This is a genomic window from Saccharothrix sabaoui, from assembly GCF_051756985.1.
Taxonomy (GTDB): domain Bacteria; phylum Actinomycetota; class Actinomycetes; order Mycobacteriales; family Pseudonocardiaceae; genus Actinosynnema.
On the sequence record NZ_JBPKJK010000047.1, the window covers coordinates 38909 to 57845 of the forward strand.

Annotated in this window: 17 protein-coding genes and 1 tRNA gene; 5 read left to right on the forward strand and 13 right to left on the reverse strand. The window is 73.3% G+C overall.

The window, feature by feature from the left end; genetic code table 11:
* The 4 genes from hpt to dacB form a co-directional block, all read right to left on the reverse strand.
* Entirely contained in the window at window positions 1-552 is a 552-nt protein-coding gene (gene hpt / locus ACR807_RS16985; RefSeq protein WP_438922311.1) for a hypoxanthine phosphoribosyltransferase, read from the reverse strand.
* A gap of 17 nt (window positions 553-569) precedes the next feature.
* Entirely contained in the window at window positions 570-1487 is a 918-nt protein-coding gene (tilS, locus tag ACR807_RS16990; RefSeq protein ID WP_438922292.1) for a tRNA lysidine(34) synthetase TilS, read from the reverse strand.
* Window positions 1484-2515: a zinc-dependent metalloprotease gene (locus tag ACR807_RS16995; protein ID WP_438922293.1), complete on the reverse strand. Its 1032-nt coding sequence runs from the start codon at window positions 2513-2515 to the stop codon at window positions 1484-1486. The genes tilS and ACR807_RS16995 overlap by 4 nt, the downstream gene beginning before the upstream one ends.
* A gap of 252 nt (window positions 2516-2767) precedes the next feature.
* Window positions 2768-4117 carry a D-alanyl-D-alanine carboxypeptidase/D-alanyl-D-alanine endopeptidase gene (gene dacB / locus ACR807_RS17000; protein WP_438922294.1) on the reverse strand — a complete coding sequence of 450 codons (1350 nt, stop codon included), beginning with the start codon at window positions 4115-4117 and terminating at the stop codon, window positions 2768-2770.
* A 477-nt stretch (window positions 4118-4594) separates the two neighbouring features.
* On the opposite strand from dacB, the gene ACR807_RS17005 reads away from it, so the two are divergent.
* Window positions 4595-5098 (forward strand): inorganic diphosphatase, encoded by a 504-nt coding sequence (locus ACR807_RS17005; protein ID WP_309110360.1) that lies wholly within the window; start codon window positions 4595-4597, stop codon window positions 5096-5098.
* 111 nt (window positions 5099-5209) lie between these two features.
* On the opposite strand, the gene ACR807_RS17010 is transcribed toward ACR807_RS17005, so the two are convergent.
* Complete coding sequence (locus ACR807_RS17010) at window positions 5210-6904, reverse strand: MDR family MFS transporter (RefSeq protein WP_438922295.1); 1695 nt, start codon at window positions 6902-6904, stop codon at window positions 5210-5212.
* Window positions 6904-7446, reverse strand: coding sequence for a MarR family winged helix-turn-helix transcriptional regulator (locus ACR807_RS17015; protein WP_438922296.1), 543 nt, complete (start codon window positions 7444-7446; stop codon window positions 6904-6906). Before ACR807_RS17015 ends, ACR807_RS17010 begins: the two co-directional genes overlap by 1 nt.
* Window positions 7447-7574: 128 nt before the next feature.
* Between ACR807_RS17015 and ACR807_RS17020 the strand changes: the two genes are divergently transcribed.
* Together ACR807_RS17020 and ACR807_RS17025 are read left to right on the forward strand one after the other, a co-directional pair.
* Entirely contained in the window at window positions 7575-8027 is a 453-nt protein-coding gene (locus ACR807_RS17020; RefSeq protein WP_438922297.1) for a DUF4442 domain-containing protein, read from the forward strand.
* Between the two features lie 43 nt (window positions 8028-8070).
* A complete protein-coding gene (locus ACR807_RS17025; RefSeq protein ID WP_438922298.1) occupies window positions 8071-9018 on the forward strand; it encodes a TIGR03617 family F420-dependent LLM class oxidoreductase in 948 nt (315 codons plus the stop codon).
* Here ACR807_RS17025 and ACR807_RS17030 read toward each other — a convergent pair.
* The gene (locus ACR807_RS17030; RefSeq protein WP_438922299.1) at window positions 9005-9199 is read right to left on the reverse strand and encodes a hypothetical protein; all 195 of its coding nucleotides are present in this window, start codon (window positions 9197-9199) and stop codon (window positions 9005-9007) included. The genes ACR807_RS17025 and ACR807_RS17030 overlap by 14 nt on opposite strands.
* 133 nt (window positions 9200-9332) lie before the next feature.
* Window positions 9333-9406, reverse strand: a tRNA-Thr gene (locus ACR807_RS17035).
* 116 nt (window positions 9407-9522) lie between these two features.
* On the opposite strand from ACR807_RS17035, the gene ACR807_RS17040 reads away from it, so the two are divergent.
* Entirely contained in the window at window positions 9523-11094 is a 1572-nt protein-coding gene (locus tag ACR807_RS17040; RefSeq protein WP_438922300.1) for a hypothetical protein, read from the forward strand.
* A 160-nt stretch (window positions 11095-11254) separates the two neighbouring features.
* Window positions 11255-11632 carry a hypothetical protein gene (locus tag ACR807_RS17045; protein WP_438922301.1) on the forward strand — a complete coding sequence of 126 codons (378 nt, stop codon included), beginning with the start codon at window positions 11255-11257 and terminating at the stop codon, window positions 11630-11632.
* Here the strand turns inward: ACR807_RS17045 and ACR807_RS17050 are convergent.
* From ACR807_RS17050 to ACR807_RS17070, 5 genes are all read right to left on the reverse strand, one after another.
* Window positions 11610-12809: a DNA polymerase III subunit delta' gene (locus tag ACR807_RS17050; protein WP_438922302.1), complete on the reverse strand. Its 1200-nt coding sequence runs from the start codon at window positions 12807-12809 to the stop codon at window positions 11610-11612. The genes ACR807_RS17045 and ACR807_RS17050 overlap by 23 nt on opposite strands.
* A 20-nt stretch (window positions 12810-12829) precedes the next feature.
* The gene (locus ACR807_RS17055) at window positions 12830-14860 is read right to left on the reverse strand and encodes a bifunctional MFS transporter/dTMP kinase (RefSeq protein WP_438922303.1); all 2031 of its coding nucleotides are present in this window, start codon (window positions 14858-14860) and stop codon (window positions 12830-12832) included.
* Window positions 14861-14944: 84 nt separating this feature from the next.
* On the reverse strand, window positions 14945-15331 hold the full coding sequence (locus tag ACR807_RS17060) for a hypothetical protein (protein WP_438922304.1): 387 nt from the start codon (window positions 15329-15331) through the stop codon (window positions 14945-14947).
* Between the two features lie 23 nt (window positions 15332-15354).
* Complete coding sequence (gene topA / locus ACR807_RS17065; protein ID WP_438922305.1) at window positions 15355-18123, reverse strand: type I DNA topoisomerase; 2769 nt, start codon at window positions 18121-18123, stop codon at window positions 15355-15357.
* A gap of 128 nt (window positions 18124-18251) precedes the next feature.
* Complete coding sequence (locus tag ACR807_RS17070) at window positions 18252-18830, reverse strand: hypothetical protein (protein ID WP_438922306.1); 579 nt, start codon at window positions 18828-18830, stop codon at window positions 18252-18254.
* Window positions 18831-18937 lie beyond the last annotated feature (107 nt).

Consider the following 18937-nt stretch of genomic DNA (forward strand, 5'->3'; position numbering starts at 1 on the left):
TCAGCCGGAGTAGACCTTGGGGTCCAGGGTGCCGATGTGCGGCAGGTCCCGGTAGCGCTCGGCGTAGTCCAGGCCGTAACCCACCACGAACTCGTTGGGGATGTCGAAGCCGACGTACTTCACCGGCACCTCGACCTTCACCGCGTCGGGCTTGCGCAGCAGCGTGCACACCTCCAACGACCGCGGCCGGCGCGACGCGAGGTTCTTGAGCAGCCAGGACAGCGTCAGGCCCGAGTCGATGATGTCCTCGACGATGAGCACGTCGCGGTCCGCGATGTCCCGGTCGAGGTCCTTGAGGATGCGCACCACGCCGGAGGACGAGGTCGACGAGCCGTAGGAGCTCACCGCCATGAACTCCAGCTGCACCGGCACCGGCAACGCCCTGGCCAGGTCGGTCATGAACATCACCGCGCCCTTGAGCACGGTGATCAGGACCAGGTCGTTCCCACCGTCGGCCGGGTAGTCAGCCGCGACCTTGTCGGCCAGCTCGGTGACCTTGTCGCTGATCTCCTGCTCGGTGATGAGCACGGAACTGATGTCGCCGTCGTACACGGACGGTTCCCCTTTTGTCATGACTGCACTGGTTCCACTTGCAGCCTGCCATGCGCGCGGCGCGCCACAAAGCCACCGGGCAACCACACGCCGCCTTGACCTCGCCAGTCGCTCACCAGGGCGTCCACCCTGCGCAGGTGCGAGTCGGACAACTCGGGCACGTCCTCCTGGAGCAGCCACCGCCGCAGCACGCGCCGCCGCAGGGCCGTCGGCAGGTGCTCGACCTCGACCACCGCGCAGCAGTCGCCGTCGAACGCCTGGGCCAGCTCGTCCAGCGCGTCGTTGTCCTCCCGCAGCTGGGCGGCGGTGCGGGCGAGCGCGTCCGCGACCCCGCCGTTCAGGACGTCCTCCAGCAGCGGCAGCACCTCGTGGCGCAGGCGGACCCGGGTGAAGCGCGGGTCGTCGTTGTGCGGGTCGTGCCACGGGACGAGGCCCAGCTCGGCGCACGCGGCGGCCGTCGTGACGCGCGACACGCCGAGCAGCGGCCGGCCCCACGGCGGGTCGTGCGGCCTCATGCCCGCGATGCTGCGCGGACCCGAGCCCCGGCCGAGGCCCAGCAGCACCGTCTCGGCCTGGTCGTCGCGGGTGTGGCCGAGCAGCACCAGGCCGCGCTCGGGCCGCAGGGCCGCGTACCGGGCCCGGCGGGCGGCGGCCTCAGGACCACCCGGACCGGTGACCTCCACCACCCGGACCTCGGCCGCCAACCCCAGGTCGCGGCACGTGCGCGCGGCCCGTTCGGCGACCTCGGCCGACCCGTCCTGGAGCCCGTGGTCGACCACGACGGCGCGGGCCTCGGTCAGCCTCGCCGTGACGGCGGCCAGGGCGAGCGAGTCCGCGCCGCCGCTGACCGCCACGGCGACCCGCTCGGGTCGGTGCTCGTCGAGGAACCGGCGCACGGCCGTGCGGACCTCGGCGACCGGCCCGTTCCCGGTCACGGTCGGACGCGGCGCAGCCAGGCTGCCGGGTCGGTGATCTCGGCGCGGGTCGGCAGCGTCTCCGGCCCGCTCCACACGGTGTTGAACCGCTCCATGCCGACGGCGTCGACGACGTGCCCGGTGAACGCGGCGCCCTCGGCGTACTGGCGGACCTTGGCCTCCACGCCGAGCAGCGTGCGCAGGACGCGGTCGAGCACGCCACCGCCCTTGCGGCGGGCGGTGAAGCGCTCCCGGATGGTCAGCACCGACGGCACGACGTCCGGGCCCACGGCGTCCATCACGTGGTCGGCGTGGCCCTCCAGCAGCGTCGACAGGGCGATCAGCCGGTCGAGCACCTCGCGCTGGCCGGGCGACTGGAGCAGGTCGATGATGCCGTCCGCCTCGCGCAGCCGCTTCGGCAGGTCGCGCAGGCGGGGCGAGCCGCCCTCGTCCATGCCGGCCAGCAGCTCGGCGACCTGGCCGGAGAAGTGCTCGGCGAGCCACGGCACGGCGGTGAACTGGAGCCGGTGCGTGCCCTCGTGCAGGCACACCCACATGCTGAAGTCCTCGCCCGGCACGTCCAGGGCGCGCTGCGCGCCGACGATGTTCGGGGCGACCAGCAGCAGCCTGCCGCCGTCGGAGAACGGGTCGTACTGGCCGAGCACCCGGCCGCTGAGGAACGCCACGACCACGCCCGCCTGCACGCCCGCCGTGCCGGCGAGGAGGCCGCCGAACGCGCCGGTCTGCTGGGGCAGCGCGCCGTCGGTCAGCGCGGCGAGCCCCTGCACGGCGGCCCGCACCCAGCCGGGGCGGTCCACCACCTCGCCGGGCTTGAGCGGCAGGCCGTGCCCGAGCCCGGTCAGCTCGCGGACGTGCACCTCGGCGTCCACGGCCAGCTCGCGCAACCGGCCGACCGCGACGTCCGCCTCGGCTCTGGGCACCACCGGTCCGGGCCGCACGAGCCTGGTGGCGGTCGTGACGGCCAGGTCCCAATCGACCGGTGCACCGCGGTCCTGCCGCGTCGTTTCCTGCTGCGTCGCCGGGTTCACCCCCCCGACGCTACCTGCGCCCCACCCGCAACAACACTCCCGCGAGAGTCCAACCCCCAGGCCTCGAGAGTCCAACGCCCAGGTCTCGAGAGTCCAACGCCCAGGCCCCCTGAGTTCTACGTCCAGGTCACCCGCGCGGGGCCCTGAACGTAGAACTCGTGGGTCCCGAACGTTGGACTCTCAGGTCTTGAGCGTTGGACTCTCAGGTCTTGAGCGTTGGACTCTCGGGGCCTGGGCGTTGGACTCTCGCGGTCAGCAGCCGCAGGCGCGGAGGGCCGCGACCATCTCGTCCAGGGCGCCGCGCACGGCCGTGCCGTCCTGGGTGCTCTGGGACATGAACGCGAACACGACGAGCCCGCCGTCGCCGTCGACCACCACGCCGGCCAGCGAGTGCACGCCGCTCAACGTGCCCGTCTTGCCCCTCGCCCACCCCTTCGCGGACGCCCCGGCCTCCTGGAAGCGGGCCTCCAGGGTGCCGCTGCCGCCCGCGACCGGCAGGGCCGTGAGCAGCGGTCGGAGCTTCGCCGTGCGCTCGTCGGACGCGTCGGGCTTGGCCGCCGCGGTGAGGATGTCGGCGAGCAGCCTCGCGGGCAGCTTGTTGTTCGGCGACAGGCCGCTGCCGTCCACGAACGTCGCCGTGGCCAGGTCGAACCCGTTCTCGGTCAGCACGTCCCGCACGGCCTGCGCGCCGCCCGCGAACGACGGCGCGGCACCCCGCGCGATGGCGACCTCCCGCGCCATCGTGTCGGCCAGCACGTTGTCCGAGTTCTGCATCAGGTTCTCGACCAGCCGGTCCACCGGCGCGGACTTCACCTCGCCCAGCACCTTCGCGCCCGCGGTCGCCGTGCCCGGCGCGACGGGGGCGGTCACGCCCAGCCGCTGGGCCAGGGCGGTCGCCGCGTCGGCGGCGGGCGCGGAGGTGCGCGGCGTGTCGAGGAGCTTCGGCTTGCCGCGCCCGCCGTCGAGCATCAACGGCTGGATCGGCGCCACGTACCCGAAGGGCACGTCGCTGGGGTCCCAGCCGGGCGCGAGGCCCTCGCCGGTGTACCGCGACGCGTCGAACAGCACCTGCGTGACGGGACCGGTCGCCCTGACCTGCGCCACCAGCTCGTCGAGGGTCGGCGCGCCGGGGTAGACGGTGGTCTCCCCGACGGGCAGCGAGGACAGCGTCGGGTCGCCGCCGCCGACCAGCACGACGGTGCCCGGCTGCGGCCCCTGCACGACCTTGGTGGAGAACTGCGCCGTGTGGTCGAGCGAGAGCAGCGCGGCGGCCGAGACGAGGACCTTGGTGGTGGACGCGGGCGTGGCCGGGGTCGTCTCGCCCTGGTTCCACAGCGCCTGCCCGGTGGCCGGGTCGACCACGACGCCGGTCAACGGGGTCAGCAGCGGGTTGGCCGCCGGTCCGGTCAGCGCGGCCTTCACCCCGGCGGCGGTGGGCGCGGGGCCGTCCGCGCCGATGCCCTTGACCGACAGCGTCACGGGCGCGGGCGGCGGCGCGGCGGCGGTCGTCGCGGCGGGCGTGCGGTCGAACCAGCCCCGCTGCGCGCCGACGAACCCGGCACCGGCGAGCGCCAGCACGAGCAGCACCACGACCGCGAGCACGAACGGCTTCTTGCGGCGCCTCGCCCTCGCCGGAGCAGCCTCGGCGGGCGACGCGGCGGAGGGCGGGGCGGACGACGCGGCGGGCGCCGGACCGGACCGGGCCGGCGGGGCGGAAGGTGCGTTTTCTTCACGTTCCGTGATCGGTTCAGGAACCGGTCCAGGTTCCGACTTGATCTCGGTCGGCCGCTCGCGCGGGTGCCCCGGCGGGGCCGGGGCGGGCCTCGGCGGGACCGGCGCCGACGTCGGCGGCACGGGCACCGGGATGCGCATGGTGGGCGGGTCAGGGCGTCTGACCTGCACCGTCGGCGGCTCGCGCGGCACGTCGTCGCCGTCAACGGTCGGCCACGATGGCTCGTCGGGCACGCAGTCCTCCGCAGTCGAGTACGGGCAACGTCACACCCCGTGCAAGGGGTTGACGAGACGTCGTAGTCCACACTAGTGGCGTAACGAACGGCGAAGACGAGCGAGGACCGCGCAGTGGAGTTCGACGTCACGATCGAGATCCCCAAGGGGGTCCGCAACAAGTACGAGATGGACCACAAGACGGGGCGCATCCGGCTGGACCGCACCCTCTTCACGGCCACTCAGTACCCGGCGGACTACGGGTTCGTCGACGACACCCTGGGTGAGGACGGCGACCCGCTCGACGCGCTGGTCCTGGTCCAGGAGCCGACGTTCCCGGGCTGCCTGATCCGCGCCCGCGCCATCGGCATGTTCCGGATGACGGACGAGAAGGGCGGCGACGACAAGCTGCTCTGCGTCCCGGCGGAGGACCCGCGCTCGGAGCACCTGCGCGACATCCACCACCTCAGCGAGTTCTACCGGCTGGAGATCCAGCACTTCTTCGAGGTCTACAAGGACCTGGAGCCGGGCAAGAGCGTCGAGGGCGCCACGTGGGTGGGCCGCACCGAGGCCGAGGCGGAGATCGTCCGCTCCTACCAGCGCCTCAAGGACGCGGTCGCCCGCGGTGAGGACCACTGATCCGCTGACGACGAGGAGAGGCCCACCCCGCGCGGGAGTGGGCCTCTCCTGTTTCACCCGGTCGAGTGCACCGGGACCGGGGTCGTCAGTGCACCGGGACCGACGTCCGCGTCAGTGCGTCGCGACCGGCGCGGGGCGTTCGGCGGCCTCGCCGTCCGCGGCGTTCTCGTCGTTCTCGTCCTTGACCCGCTCCAGGCCGGACCGGTTGGACAGCGGCACCTCGCGCAGGAACCACACGATCGCGAAGCCGACCAGCGTCACCACCGAGCCGACCAGGAACACCAGGTCGATCGAGCCGGAGAAGCCGTCCAGGAACGGCCGCGCCAGCACCGGGTCGAGGGTCGACAGGAACTCGGTGTTGTCCAGGTCGAAGCCCTGGCCGCTCTGCAGCGCGCCCGCGAACGCCTGGTTCTCCGGCCGCGCCAGCGCCGCCTGGAAGTCGGGCTGCCCCGACGCCGCGCGCAGCGCATTCCCGATCTTGTCGCCGACCGTGCTGAACAGGATCGACAGGAACACCGCGGTGCCGACCGTGCCGCCGATCTGCCGGAAGAACGTGGCCGACGAGGTCGCCACGCCCATGTCGCGCGGCTCGGCGTCGTTCTGGATCGCCACCAGCAGGGTCTGCATGTTCAGGCCGAGGCCGACGCCCAGGAAGAACATCAGGACCAGCGGCACGTACATCGCCGTGTCGGTGCCGACGAAGCTGAACGCGAACAGCGCCGCCGTCATCACGCCGAAGCCGATGACCGGGAAGACCTTGTAGCGGCCGGTCCGCGCGGTGATGTTGCCGCTCGTGCCCGCCGCCGACATGATGCCGAGCGTCAGCGGCAGCATCATCAGGCCGGACTCGGTGGCCGAGTAACCCTGCACGATCTGGAGGTACAGCGGCAGCGACACCATGCCGCCGAACATGCCCAGGCCGAGCAGGAAGTTGATCACGTTGCCCAGCGAGAACGTCCGGCGCTCGAACAGGCGCAGCGGCAGCAGCGCCTCGTCGCCCATCCGGCGCTGGGCCCACACGAACCCGACCAGGCCGAGCACGCCGACGGCGTAGAGCGCGATCGAGGTGCCCGAGGCCCAGCCCCACTCGCGGCCCTGCTCGGCCACGATCAGCAGCGGCACCAGGCCGACGGTCAGCAGCGCGGCGCCGAGGAAGTCGATGCGGTGGTCGACCCGCTGGTGCGGGATGTTCAGCACCTTCGCCACGACGACCAGCGCGACGAGCGCGATCGGCACGTTGATCAGGAACACCCAGCGCCACCCGGCCGTGCCGAGGAAGCTCTCCATGCCGGCGAACAGGCCGCCGACGACCGGGCCCGCGACGCTGGAGACGCCGAACACGGCCATGAAGTAGCCGCTGTAGCGGCTGCGGTCGCGCGGTGAGGTGATGTCCGCGAGGATCGCCATGGCCAGCGACATCAGGCCGCCGGCGCCGAGGCCCTGCACCGCGCGGAACGCGGCCAGCTCGTACATCGAGTTCGCGATGCCGGACAGCAGCGAGCCCAGCAGGAACAGCGAGATCGCGGTCAGGTACATCGGCTTGCGCCCGTAGATGTCGGACAGCTTGCCGTACAGCGGCGTGGAGATCGTGGCGGTGATCAGGTAGGCGGTCGTCGCCCACGCCTGGAGCGTCTGGCCGTGCAGCTCGTCCGCGATGGTCTTCATGGCCGTGGCCACGATCATCTGGTCGAGCGCGGACAGGAACAGCCCGAGCAGCAGGCCCGACAGGATCGTCAGGATCTGCCGGTGGGTGAGCAGGGCGGCGCCGGGTGGCGTCGCGTCCGCTCGGGTTGTCGTTTCCGACATCACTTCTCCTCTTCTGAGCGCGGCCCGGGTCCGCTCTCAGCGATGAATCGCGGCAGCGCCTTCTCGTAGTCCCCCACGAAGCGCTCGAAGTACTCGATGAACCGGAGCCGGTCGTCCGGCCCCCAGTCCGCGAACAGCCCGGCCAGCGCCTCGTTGCGCTGCCGTCGGCGTTCGTCCACCAGGCGCGCGCCCGCACCGGTCACGGCCAGCACGCTGGCGCGGCCGTCCTCGGGGTCCGCGCGGCGCTCGACCAGCCCCTCCTTGACCAGGGTCGCCACCTGGCGGCTGACCGTGGACGGGTCGGAGAAGACCGCCTCGGCCAACGCGCTCGACCGCGCGGGGCCGAGCCGTTCAAGGGTGGCGAGCAGGACGAACGAGGCCTTGTCCAGGCCCGACTTGCTCATGTGCGCGGCGACGCAGGCGTGCATCTTGTTCATGCGCACCAGCGCCGTGCCCACCCGGTCCGCGACGGCGAGGTCGTCCTCGGCCGCTCCCACGACCGCGTCGCCGACCGGCGTGCCGTCACCGACGGGCAGGGACATCGCACACTCCGTTTGCTTGCACCAACCAACTAGTTGCTGAGTACAAGCATGGACCTCGTCCGCGGTCTGCGCAAACGAAATACCGGTGAGCCGCGTCTCAGGGGTTACCGACCGGTAATATCCCGCCCATGGACACTGACCACTCGTTCGTCGCCGCGGCGATGAAGCAGGCCGTGCCGTGGGTCGGGACGATGGGCGTGGAGTTCCCGGAGGTCTCCGGCGACCGCGTGGTCGCCGAGCTGCCCGACCGCGAGGACCTGCGCAACCACGTCGGCGGCCCGCACGCGGCGATGATCTTCGGCGTCGCGGAGACCGCGTCCGGCGCGGTCGTCATGGCCGCGTTCGCGCGGTACGTCGACAGGGCCACACCGCTGGTCGCGCGGTCCGAGATCGCCTACCGCAAGCTCGCGCTGGGCCCCCTGCGCGCCGAGGCCGTCCTGGGCCGCCCGGCGGCGGAGGTGGTGGCCGAGCTGGAGTCGGGCACGCGGCCGGAGTTCCCGGTCGAGGTGACGGTCACCAACGCCGAGGGCGTCACGACCGCCGAGGTGACCGTGGTGTGGACCCTGCGCCCGCACCGGTAGGCGGTCCGGGGCCGCGTCCCGCGCGGCGGCTACCGTGCCCGGCATGAAGGTCGACCGCCTGGAGACCGAACCCGACCCGCGCACCGTCCTGGACGCCGCGCGGGAGACCGCGGCGAGCGGCTGCGACGGGTTCTGGGTCGCCGAGACCAAGCACGACCCGTTCGTCGCGCTCTCCCGCGTGGCGGGCACCGTGGACCTGGACCTCGGCACGGCCGTCGCGGTGGCGTTCGCGCGCAACCCGATGACCGTGGCCGTGCAGGCGAACGACCTCCAGCTGCTCTCCGGCGGTCGCTTCCAGCTGGGCCTGGGCTCGCAGGTCGAGCCGCACGTCACCAAGCGGTTCGGCATGCCGTGGTCGCACCCGGCGGCGCGGATGCGGGAGTTCGTGCTGGCGGTCCGGGCGATCTGGCACACCTGGGCCACCGGCGAGCGCCTGCGGTTCCGCGGCGAGTTCTACGCGCACACGCTCATGACGCCGTTCTTCGACCCGGGCCCCAACCCGCACGGCGCGCCGCCCGTCTGGCTGGCGGGCGTCGGCACGCTGATGACCGAGGTGGCGGGCGAGGTGGCCGACGGCTTCCTGTGCCACAGCTTCACCACCGAGCGGTACTTCCGCGAGGTGACGCTCCCGGCCCTCGCGCGCGGTCGGGCGCGGGCGGGCAAGCCGCTCGCGGGCCTGGGCGTCAGCGGACCGTCGCTGGTCGCCCGCACGGACGAGGAGGTGCGGGCGGTGAGGCGGCAGATCGCGTTCTACGGCTCGACCCCGGCGTACCGCAAGGTCCTCGACCTGCACGGCTGGGGCGACCTGCACGAGGAGCTGCACCGCCTGTCCCGCCGCTCCCGCTGGGACGACATGGCCGGCCTCGTCACCGACGAGGTCCTGCACGCCTTCGCCGTCGTCGGCACGCCCGCCGAGGCGCGCGCCGAGCTGACCCGCCGCTACGGCGACGTGGTCACCCGGGTGGCCGCCCCCGTCCTCAGGACCGGATGAGGCGACGCCCGCTCGGCTCGTCGAGCACCCGGTGCCGGAACAGCTCGGGCCGGAACAGCTCGGGCCGGAACAGCTCCGCGCGCCGCCGGACCGACCGCCGCACCCACCGCCGCCGCCCCACGCGTGCCGCGAGCAGCACGAGCGGCAGCGCGAGGAGCGTCATCAGGACCATCTCACCCATCGGCATCACCTCCACGGTGGCAACGACACCCTCACCCACAGCTGACGCCGGCGGCGAAAACGTCACCCTGATGGAGCAGCGCCCACGCACGACGAAGGCCCCGGACCGGGGTCCGGGGCCTCCTGATCTCGCGAGCCGCCTGTCGGAATCGAACCGACGACCTGCTCATTACGAGTGAGCTGCTCTGGCCGACTGAGCTAAGGCGGCGAGACGCGACAACTATAGCCCACACCGGGGGCGTCACCTGATGGGGGGTCGGTCGTTGGACCTGTCGTGACGCCGCTCACGCGCGCGCCCCGCCGTCACCGGGAGGTACCACCCACATGCGCCTGATGGCCCTGCCCGCCGCCGCCGTCCTGGTCGCGCTCCTCGCCTCCCCCGCGTCCGCGCAGCCGGCGACCACGCCCGTGCCGGGACCGGCGGACCCGGCCCAGCCGCCGGTGTCCACCGGCCCGGAGCAGGTCACCCACGCGGTCGGCGACGCGGGCACCGGGCTGGCCGTGGTGCGGCTCGCGCCGGACTCGGCGACGACCGGCTCGCCCCTGCCCGGCTTCGGCGAGCAGCTGCCCCGGCAGTCGGCCGCCGAGATCGGCGTGGGGCTGGCGAGCGCGCAGGCCAACAGCGAGGCGTTCCTGAGCTACGAGCGGTCGGTGGCGCAGGCGTCGCCGCTCGGCTTCGCCGTGCAGGGCCGGGCGCCGCAGACCCCCGGCACGCTCGTGCAGACCGCGTCGCCCGACAACGCCGAGCCCGTCACGGGCGGTCTCACGCCACCCGCCACACCGCTGGACGCGCTGCTCCGGGTGGGCCTGCTCGACGGCTCGGCGCACGCCCGCTGGGACGAGCGGGTGGGCCCGTGCGTGAGCCCGCTGGCGGACGCGCGGACCTCGGTGGCGAGCCTGAGCGTGCTCAACGCCATCCCGACGCTGCCCGGCTCCACCGACCTGACCGGGATGCTCACCCAGGACACGCCGAAGCTCGACGCCGCCGCGAAGCAGTCGCTGATCGACGCCGTGAAGGGCCTCGCCGGCCCGCTGAGCCGGCTCGGCGGGCTGCTCTCCGGCACGCCCGACACCGGGGCCACCGGTTCCCTGCTGAGCCTCCCCGAGACGATGGCCGCCCGCTCCACCGTCGAGGTCGTGGACCTCCCCGGCAGCGCGAACAAGGCCGTCAGGTCGACGTCCACCCTCCAGGTCGCGAGCCTGCGGCTGCTCCAGGGCACGCCCGCCGAGATCCGGGTCGACGTCGTGGCCCGGCCCACGCTGACCGCGCTGTCCACCGGCGACGAGGCCACCTCGAAGGTCGAGTACACCGCGCCCGTGCTCAGGGTCAGCCAGGGCGGCCGGGAGCTGGGCACGATCGACGCGGCCAACCCGAAGCTCGACGTGCCGATCAGCGTCGCCGGCGGTCAGCAGCTCCCCCTGGTCGGCGACCTGACCGGTGCGCTGCCCGGGCTCGACATCGGCGTCCTGCGGCTCCAGGTCGCCCAGCTCAACCAGCGGGGGCAGGTCCTGGACGGACCGCTCCAGCAGGGCGGCCCCACCGTGAAGGGGTACATGCTCGGGGCGACCGCGCGCCTGCTCGACCTCCAGCTGCTCCCGACCGACGCGCTCGGTCTGCCGAACCTGCCTTCGGCGTTGGCGCAGGTGTCCCTGGGCGAGCAGATCGTGCGCGCGGCCGCCCCGACCGGCGGCGTGGTGTGCGCGGCCCCGCCGGCCCCGCCCGCGCAGCCGGGTGGCGGCGGGGCCGCGCCGCCACCGGGCGCGCCGCAGCTGGCCTACACGAGCGCGGCGTACAAGACGGTCCCGATCTTCTGGACCGGCACCGCCCTGCTGATGCTCGGCGTCGTGCTGGTCGCCGCCCTGCCGCACCGCCGGCCGAGGCGCCCGGAGCGGTAGTCGCCGCAGGCACGCCACACACCGCCCCGCCGGCCCCCGGCGGGGCGGAAAGACGCGAGAACAATTCGGGCAGCACCGGGAACAGCCTTTTGTAACGGGACGCGGAACCAGCCGAGAAGCACACCGTCGGGGGAACCGCACCACCCCGAGGAGGCGCCCGATGACCGTGCCCGACCTGACGCTGGTCTCGACCGACGGCCCCGAGCCGCTCCAGGCGATCTACGCGACCGCGTTCCAGACCGCGTGGGACGAGCTGACCGCCGCCGGCTGGGCCGTGGCGGCCAGCGCCTACCGCGAGGACGAGACCGACTCGGACGTCACCTTCGAGTACGACCTGCGCACGGACGCGGGCGGCGACCTGTCGATGCTGCTCTCGATCGACCACCGCGGGGCGCACTCCGTGTCCCTGCGCTTCGCCGTGCCGGAGCGGGTGCGGCTGTCCGAGGGCTCGGTCGCCGTCCTGCACCGCGCGACGGCGGCCGTCACCGCCGCGGTCCGCTCGGCGGGCCTGCCCGTCAGCCCCGCTGGAGGGTCGTGAGCATCGCCTCCACGGCGATCCTCGGCTTCACGTTGCGCTCCAGCGCGGTGCGGCAGCCCAGCACGGCCTCCAGCCGGCGCAGGGTCGACTCGGGCGTCCACGACGACGCGGCCGTCCGCACGTCGGCCACCCGGTCGGGGTGGTTGAGCACCGCCTCCGCGCCCGACGCGGTGACCAGCACGTCCCGGTAGAAGGAGGCCAGGTCGACCAGGGCCTGGTCCAGCGAGTCGCGCTGCGTCCGGGTGGCCCGCGACTTCTGGCGCTTCTCCAGGTCCTTCAGCGCGCCCTTGGCGCCCCGGCCGGCCGCCGCGGTGCCCTTGCCGGTGCCGCCCGCGCCCATCGCCGTCTCCAGCGCCTCCCGCTCGGCCACGTCGCGGTCCTCGTTCGCGGTCAGCGCGTCCGCCTCGGCCGCCGACACGAGCTGGTCGGCGCACGTGAAGACGTCCGCGGGGCGCCGCAGCGCCAGCGGGATGCGCAGCACCGACTCGCGCCGCTCCCGCACCGACCCCTCGGTCGCCAGCCGCCGCGCCCGGACCACGTTCCCGCCGCACACCGACGCCGCCCACGACGCCACGTCCGCCGCCACGCCCTCGGCCTCCAGCGCCGACGCGATGGCCGCCGTCCGGGGCGTGCCCAGGGACACGACGCGGCACCGGGACCGGATGGTCACCGACACGTCGTCCGGGTGGTCCGACGGCGCGCAGAGCAGGAACACCGTGCGCTCCGGCGGCTCCTCCACCGACTTGAGCAGCGCGTTCGCCGCGCCCTCGGTCAACCGGTCGGCGTCGGCGACGATCACCGCCTGCCAGCGGCCGGACGTGGGCCGCCGCGCGGACACCTGCACCAGCGACCGCATCTCGGCCACCGAGATCGACAGGCCCTCGGGGGCGACGACCCGCACGTCGGCGTGCGTCCCGGCGAGCGCGGTGTGGCACCCGGCGCACGTGCCGCAGCCCGGCCGGTCGTCGACCGCCGAGCACTGGAGCGCCGCCGCGAACGCCCGCGCCGCCGACACGTGGCCCGACCCGGGCGGCCCGGTGAACAGCCAGGCGTGCGTCATCGCGCCCGGCGCGGGCGTGCCGCCCGCCACGATCGAGGCCGCCGCCTCCGCCGCCGCCGACAGCACGGCCACCGCCTCGGGCTGACCGACCACCCCGGTCCAGACACCACCGCTCACGGGCCGACCGTACCGATCCGCTACGACGTTTCCGCCACCGGCCGCGAGACCATCCCGGCCCGCCGCGACAGCAGCGGCAGCAGCGCCGACGACACCCGCTCGGCCACCTCGTCCTCGGTGCCGTCGCCGTCGACCACCAGGTACCGCTCGGGGTCGGCGGACGCCATCTCGGTGAGCAGCCGCTGCACCCGCCAGTGGTGCTCGACGGTCTCCAGCGCGCCGCCCGTCGCGCGCCCCTCGGCGGGCGTGCGGTCCAGCAGCACCGTCACGTCCGGCCGCAGCCGCCCGGTGGCCCAGTCGACCAGGCCCTCGATCTCCCGGGGCTCGACGCTGCCCGCCGCGCTGAAGTGCGCCAGCGGGCTGTCCACGTACCGCTCCATGACGACGATCGCGCCCTCGTCCAGCGCGGGCCGCACCTCGCGCTCCACCACGTCCGCCCGCACCGCCGCGGCGACCAGGGCGTGCGCCCGCACCCCGGCGAGGTCGGCGGTGGACAGCAGGTTGCGCAGCCGCTGCTCGTCGAGGTCCGGGTCGGAGGCCAGCAGCACCTGCCGGCCGCTGTCGCGCAGCGCGTCGGCCAGCCGCCGCGCCTGCGCCGCCGTGTCCTGCCGGGTGTAGCCCTCGACGGCGATCAGGACGCCGCCCTTGCGCCGCCCGCGCCCGCGCAGGGCCGCCATCAGGTCGGACAGGATCGGTTCGGCGCGCCGGTCGTCCATCTGCCGGTAGGCGATCAGCCCGAGCAGGGCGGCCAGCAGGCCGGCGCCGAACAGCACCGGCCGCGTCCCGTCCACCTGCATCGGGTGGTCGAAGACCGTGACCGTGCGCGTCTGCACCAGCGTGACCAGCAGCGGGGCCGTCGCGGACGACGCGAACAGCACCACCTTCAGCAGCGTCTGCACCAGCGCCACGACCCGGCCGCGCATCGCGTCCTCGACCTGCGAGCCGACGATCGTCAGGCCGGTGAGGAAGGCCATGCCCGCCGACGCGCCGACGAACGCCACCGCGATCAGGGCGACCCACAGGTGCGGCGCGAACGCGACCACCACCAGGCTCAGCCCGGCGACCACGATGGTGACGCCGAACAGCCGCCCGTAGGACAGCCGCCGCGCCATCCGGGGCGCCGTCGCCATGCCGACCGCGAGACCCGCGAACACGGCCACGAACAGCAGGCCGAACGTCGAGTCGCCGCCCAGCAGGGAGTTCGAGTACGTCTTCGCCGTGCCGATCACCGCGCCGGCCGCCGCGAACGCGCCGATCATGCCGATGACCAGGCCGCGGACCAGCGGCGTGCGACCGGCGTACTTCATGCCGTCGCTCATCATGGCGAAGAACCCGGGCGCCTCGCCCTGCTCGCGCTTGCGCTTGTTCGCCGTCGCGATCCGGCCGGACAGCTCCGGGATGCGGGTCGCCACCAGGATCGCCGAGGTCACGTACAGCGCGCCGTTGACCATGACCGCGATGGTCGCGATCCGGAAGTCCAGGTCGCTGTTCTGCACGTGCAGGTAGCCGGGGATGCCGGAGATGATCGAGTACAGGCCCGCGCCGGAGATGACCGCGATGCCGTAGGTCATCACCAGGCCGAGCTGGTTGGCCGTCTCCACCTGGTCCGGCCTGCGCAGCAGGTTCGGCACCGCCGAGTCCTTGGCGGGGATCCACAGCATCGCGCAGCAGCCGACCAGGAAGTTCGCGATGAACAGCCACCACGCCGTGCCGACCAGCGCGATCGAGATGAACAGCCCGCCGCGGAGCAGGTCGCACACCACCATGATCTTGCGCCGGTCGAACCGGTCCGCCAGGACGCCGCCCAGCGGGGCGAACAGGATGCCCGGCAGCAGCTGCGTGAGCACCACGAGGCTGAGCGAGAAGTTCTGCCACTGGTAGCTGTCCATCAGCTTCGTGACCAGGCCCGTCAACGCCAGGAGCGACAGCCAGTCACCGACGCTGCACAGGTAGGTGACACCCCAGAGCCTGCGGAACGGCCGGATCGCCAACACGCTGCGAATCCGGTGGCTGGTCGAGGCCGCTGTGCCGCCTTCTCGGATGGTGCTCACCCCCGCCGTTGTTGCAGGCCACCAGGTTAGCCGGGGCGGTTCACCCGGATGACCACATCCACCGTTCGGGTGACCGAAGCGAGATCATCTCAGCAGGTCGACCACGGCCTCGATGATCTCACGCAGCACCGGGAACAGCAGCGCACCGAGCACGGCGAGCACCACCAGGCAGCCGGCCAGCGCCCGGCCGTTGCGCGGCGCACCGCTCGTGACCTGCGGCAGGCCCGTGAACGGCGGGTGCACCACGGGCTGGGGCCCGTTCGGGACCGGCGCCCGGCGCGCCCGGCGCGGCGCCGGCGGCACGGCCACCGGGGGCACCACCACCGGCGGTGGCACGGCGACCGGCGTCACAGCCGCCGACCGGTGCGCCGCCTCGCCGGTCACCAGCCCCGCCAGGGGGTCGGCGAACAGCGGGGGTGGCGGCGGCTCCTGCGTGCCGTCGGGTCCGAACCCCGTGCCGAAGCCGTCCACCGCCACCCCTCACCAGGGCTTCGTCAGCCCTTCGCCTTCGCGGGAGCCTTCTTCGCGGGCGCCTTCTTCGCCGGGGCCTTCCGGGCGGGCGCCTTCTTCTTCGTCGTGGGTCCCTTGGCGCGCTTCTCGGCCAGCAGCTCGGAGGCCCGCTCGTCGGACAGGCCCTCCACGCTGTCGGACTTGCGCAGCGACGCGTTGGTCTCGCCGTCGGTCACGTACGGGCCGAACCGGCCCTCCTTGACCACCATCGGCTTGCCGGACACCGGGTCGGCGCCCAGCTCCTTCAGCGGCGGCGCGGCGGCGGCCCGGCCCCGCTTCTTGGGCTCGGCGTAGATCTTCAGCGCCTCGTCCAGGGTCACCGTGAACAGCTGCTCCTCGTCGGTCAGCGACCGCGAGTCGGTGCCCTTCTTCAGGTACGGGCCGTAGCGGCCGTTCTGCGCGGTGATCTCCGCGCCCGTCTCCGGGTCCTTGCCGACCACCCGAGGCAGCGACAGCAGCCGCAGCGCGTCGTCCAGCGTCACCGAGTCCAGCGACATGGACTTGAACAGCGAGCCCGTGCGCGGCTTGGGCGACTTCTTGCCGTCCGGCGGCTCCGGCAGCACCTCGGTCACGTACGGCCCGAAGCGGCCCTCCTTGGCCACGACCTCGTGCCCGGTGACCGGGTCCGTGCCCAGCGAGCGACCCTCCTGCGGGGTCGAGAACAGCTTCTCGGCGATCTCCCGGTTCAGCTCGTCCGGCGGCAGGTCGTCGGGCAGGTTCGCGCGCTGCGCCGTGAGCTCGCCGGACGGGTCGGGGACCTCGCGCTCCAGGTACGGCCCGTACCGGCCGACCCGGACCACCACGGTCCGGCCCTCGTCGTCCGGGAACAGCGGGATCGAGTTGACCTCGCGGGCGTCGATCTCCTCGACGCTCGACCCGACGAGCTTCTTCAGCCCGCCGGAGCGGCCCACCGACGACTCCGGCCCGACGTTGCCGCCGAAGTAGAACCCGGACAGCCAGGTCGTGCGCTCCTGCCGGCCAGCGGCGATGCCGTCCAGCTCGTCCTCCAGCGCGGCCGTGAAGTCGTAGTCGACCAGCCGGCCGAAGTGCTGCTCCAGCAGCCCGACCACGGCGAACGCCACCCACGAGGGCACGAGCGCCGAGCCCTTCTTCCACACGTACCCGCGGTCCTGCACGGTGCTGATGATCGAGGCGTACGTCGAGGGCCGCCCGATCCCCAGCTCCTCCATCGTCTTGATCAGCGACGCCTCGGTGAAGCGCGGCGGCGGCGACGTCGAGTGCCCGTCCGCGGACAGCTCGGCCGCCTGCACGACCTGGTCCTTGACCAGCTGCGGGAGGCGCGACTCGGCGTCGTCGGACTCGCCGCCCGCCTCCGAGTCGACCGTCTCCACGTACGCCTTGAGGAAGCCCGCGAACGTGATCGTGCGGCCCGACGAGGCGAACGTGACGGCCTCGCCGCCGGCGGTCCGGCCGGTGATCCGCACGGACGTCGTGTTGCCGCGCGCGTCGGCCATCTGCGAGGCGATGGTCCGCTGCCAGATCAGCTCGTAGAGCTTGAACTCGTCGGACTCCAGCTCCCGCGCGACCTGGCCCGGCGTCCGGAACACCTCGCCGGCGGGACGGATGGCCTCGTGGGCCTCCTGCGCGTTCTTGACCTTGCGGGTGTACTGCCGGGGCGCGCTCGCCACGTACTGCGACCCGTACAGCTCGGTCGCCTGGGCCCGCGCCGCCGAGATGGCGGTCTCCGACAGCGTCGTGCTGTCGGTGCGCATGTAGGTGATGTAGCCGTTCTCGTACAGCTTCTGCGCCGTGCGCATGGTCCGGTCCGCGGAGAACCGCAGCTTGCGCCCGGCCTCCTGCTGGAGCGTCGAGGTCATGAACGGCGCGTACGGCTTGCGCGTGTACGGCTTCTCCTCGACCGAGGAGACCGTCATCGACGCGTTGACCAGGCCGTTCGCGATGGCGCGGGCCTGCGCCTCGTCGAGCACCCGGACGTCGGAACCGGCCTTGAGCCGGCCGTCGGAACCGAAGTCGCGGCCGACCGCGAGCCGCGTCCCGTCCACCGCGACCAGCCGCGACGAGAACGCGCGCGGCGCGGCGTCGGCACCCGCGTCCATGGTCGCGGACACGTCCCAGTAGCTCGCGGTCACGAACTTCATCCGCTCGCGCTCCCGCTCGACCACGATCCGGGTCGCCACGGACTGCACGCGGCCCGCCGAGAGCTTCGGCATGACCTTCTTCCACAGCACCGGGCTGACCTCGTAGCCGTACAGCCGGTCGAGGATGCGGCGGGTCTCCTGCGCGTCGACCAGGTCCTGGTCCAGGTCGCGGGGGTTGGCGGCGGCGGCCAGGATCGCGGGCTCGGTGATCTCGTGGAACACCATCCGGCGGACCGGGACCTTGGGCTTGAGGGTGTCCAGCAGGTGCCAGGCGATGGCCTCGCCCTCGCGGTCGCCGTCCGTCGCCAGGTAGAGCTCGTCGACGTCCTTGAGCAGCTCTTTCAGCTCCGCGACGGTGGACCTCTTGTCCGGCGTGACGACGTAGAGCGGCTCGAAGTCGTGATCCACGTCCACGCCCAGCCGCGCCCACGGCTGGCCCTTGAACTTGGCGGGCACGTCGGCGGCGCCCCGGGGGAGGTCCCGGATGTGCCCCTTGGACGACTCCACGACGAAGCCGCTGCCGAGGTAGGACGCGATCTTGCGCGCCTTCGCGGGCGACTCGACGATCACCAACCGCCGATTGCCGTCCGCCGCTCCCCCGCTTGCCTTCTTCGCCCGTGTCGATCCAGCCACGCCGTCCCGCTCTCTTCGAACACTGTGTCCCGACCCGCCAGTGTGCACTGTCCTTTGTCGCCGCCGGGGCAGCCCTGGTCACGGACAGGGTGACACAACTGTGCCCGATCCTCCGCCAACAGGAGGCGCTACGCGGCCGGCCAGGTGCGCTCCGCCACCCCGCTCGGCGCACGTCCGACCAGCTCCGCGAGCCGTTCGAGCCGCCTGCGGCCGACGACGCGCAACGCCGGGCCGCCCGCCTTGCCCGTCAAGAGTGTCGAGGGCAGGCCCGACGTGGCCAACGCTTTTCGCAACACCTCGTGCGTGTCGGGCGCCCTGGGGTCCAGCCCCAGCCAGTACCCGGGCTCGACCCACCGCCCGGCCGCGAGCGCCCACAGCCGCAGCACCCCGCCGTCCAGCGCGAACCCGCCCGGCACCACCTTGCCGCCGTCGTCGAGCCACTGCCCCGCCAGCCCCGTCAGGTCGGTGCGGAAAGCCGTCGTGACCTGCCACGACCCCTCGACGTCCTCGACCCGGGCCTGCACCCCGCGCTCCCCGAGGGCGGCCACCACGGCGGCCCCGCGCTCCGGGCCGTCCACCTCGACCGACACCCGGGCGGCCCGTCCCCGCGCGAAGCCCAGCGCCTGGCCGGGCCCGCACAGCAGGCCCGCCAGGTCACCGACGCAAGGCTGCCGGGCCTCGGCCGAGAAGAAGGACAGTTGCCCCACGGGGCAGCAGCGTAGAACACACGTTCGACGCCGGCCAGTAGCCAAACGACTGAACCACGAACCCCACGAACACCACCGCCACCACCGGTGACGGCCCCGGTCCGGCG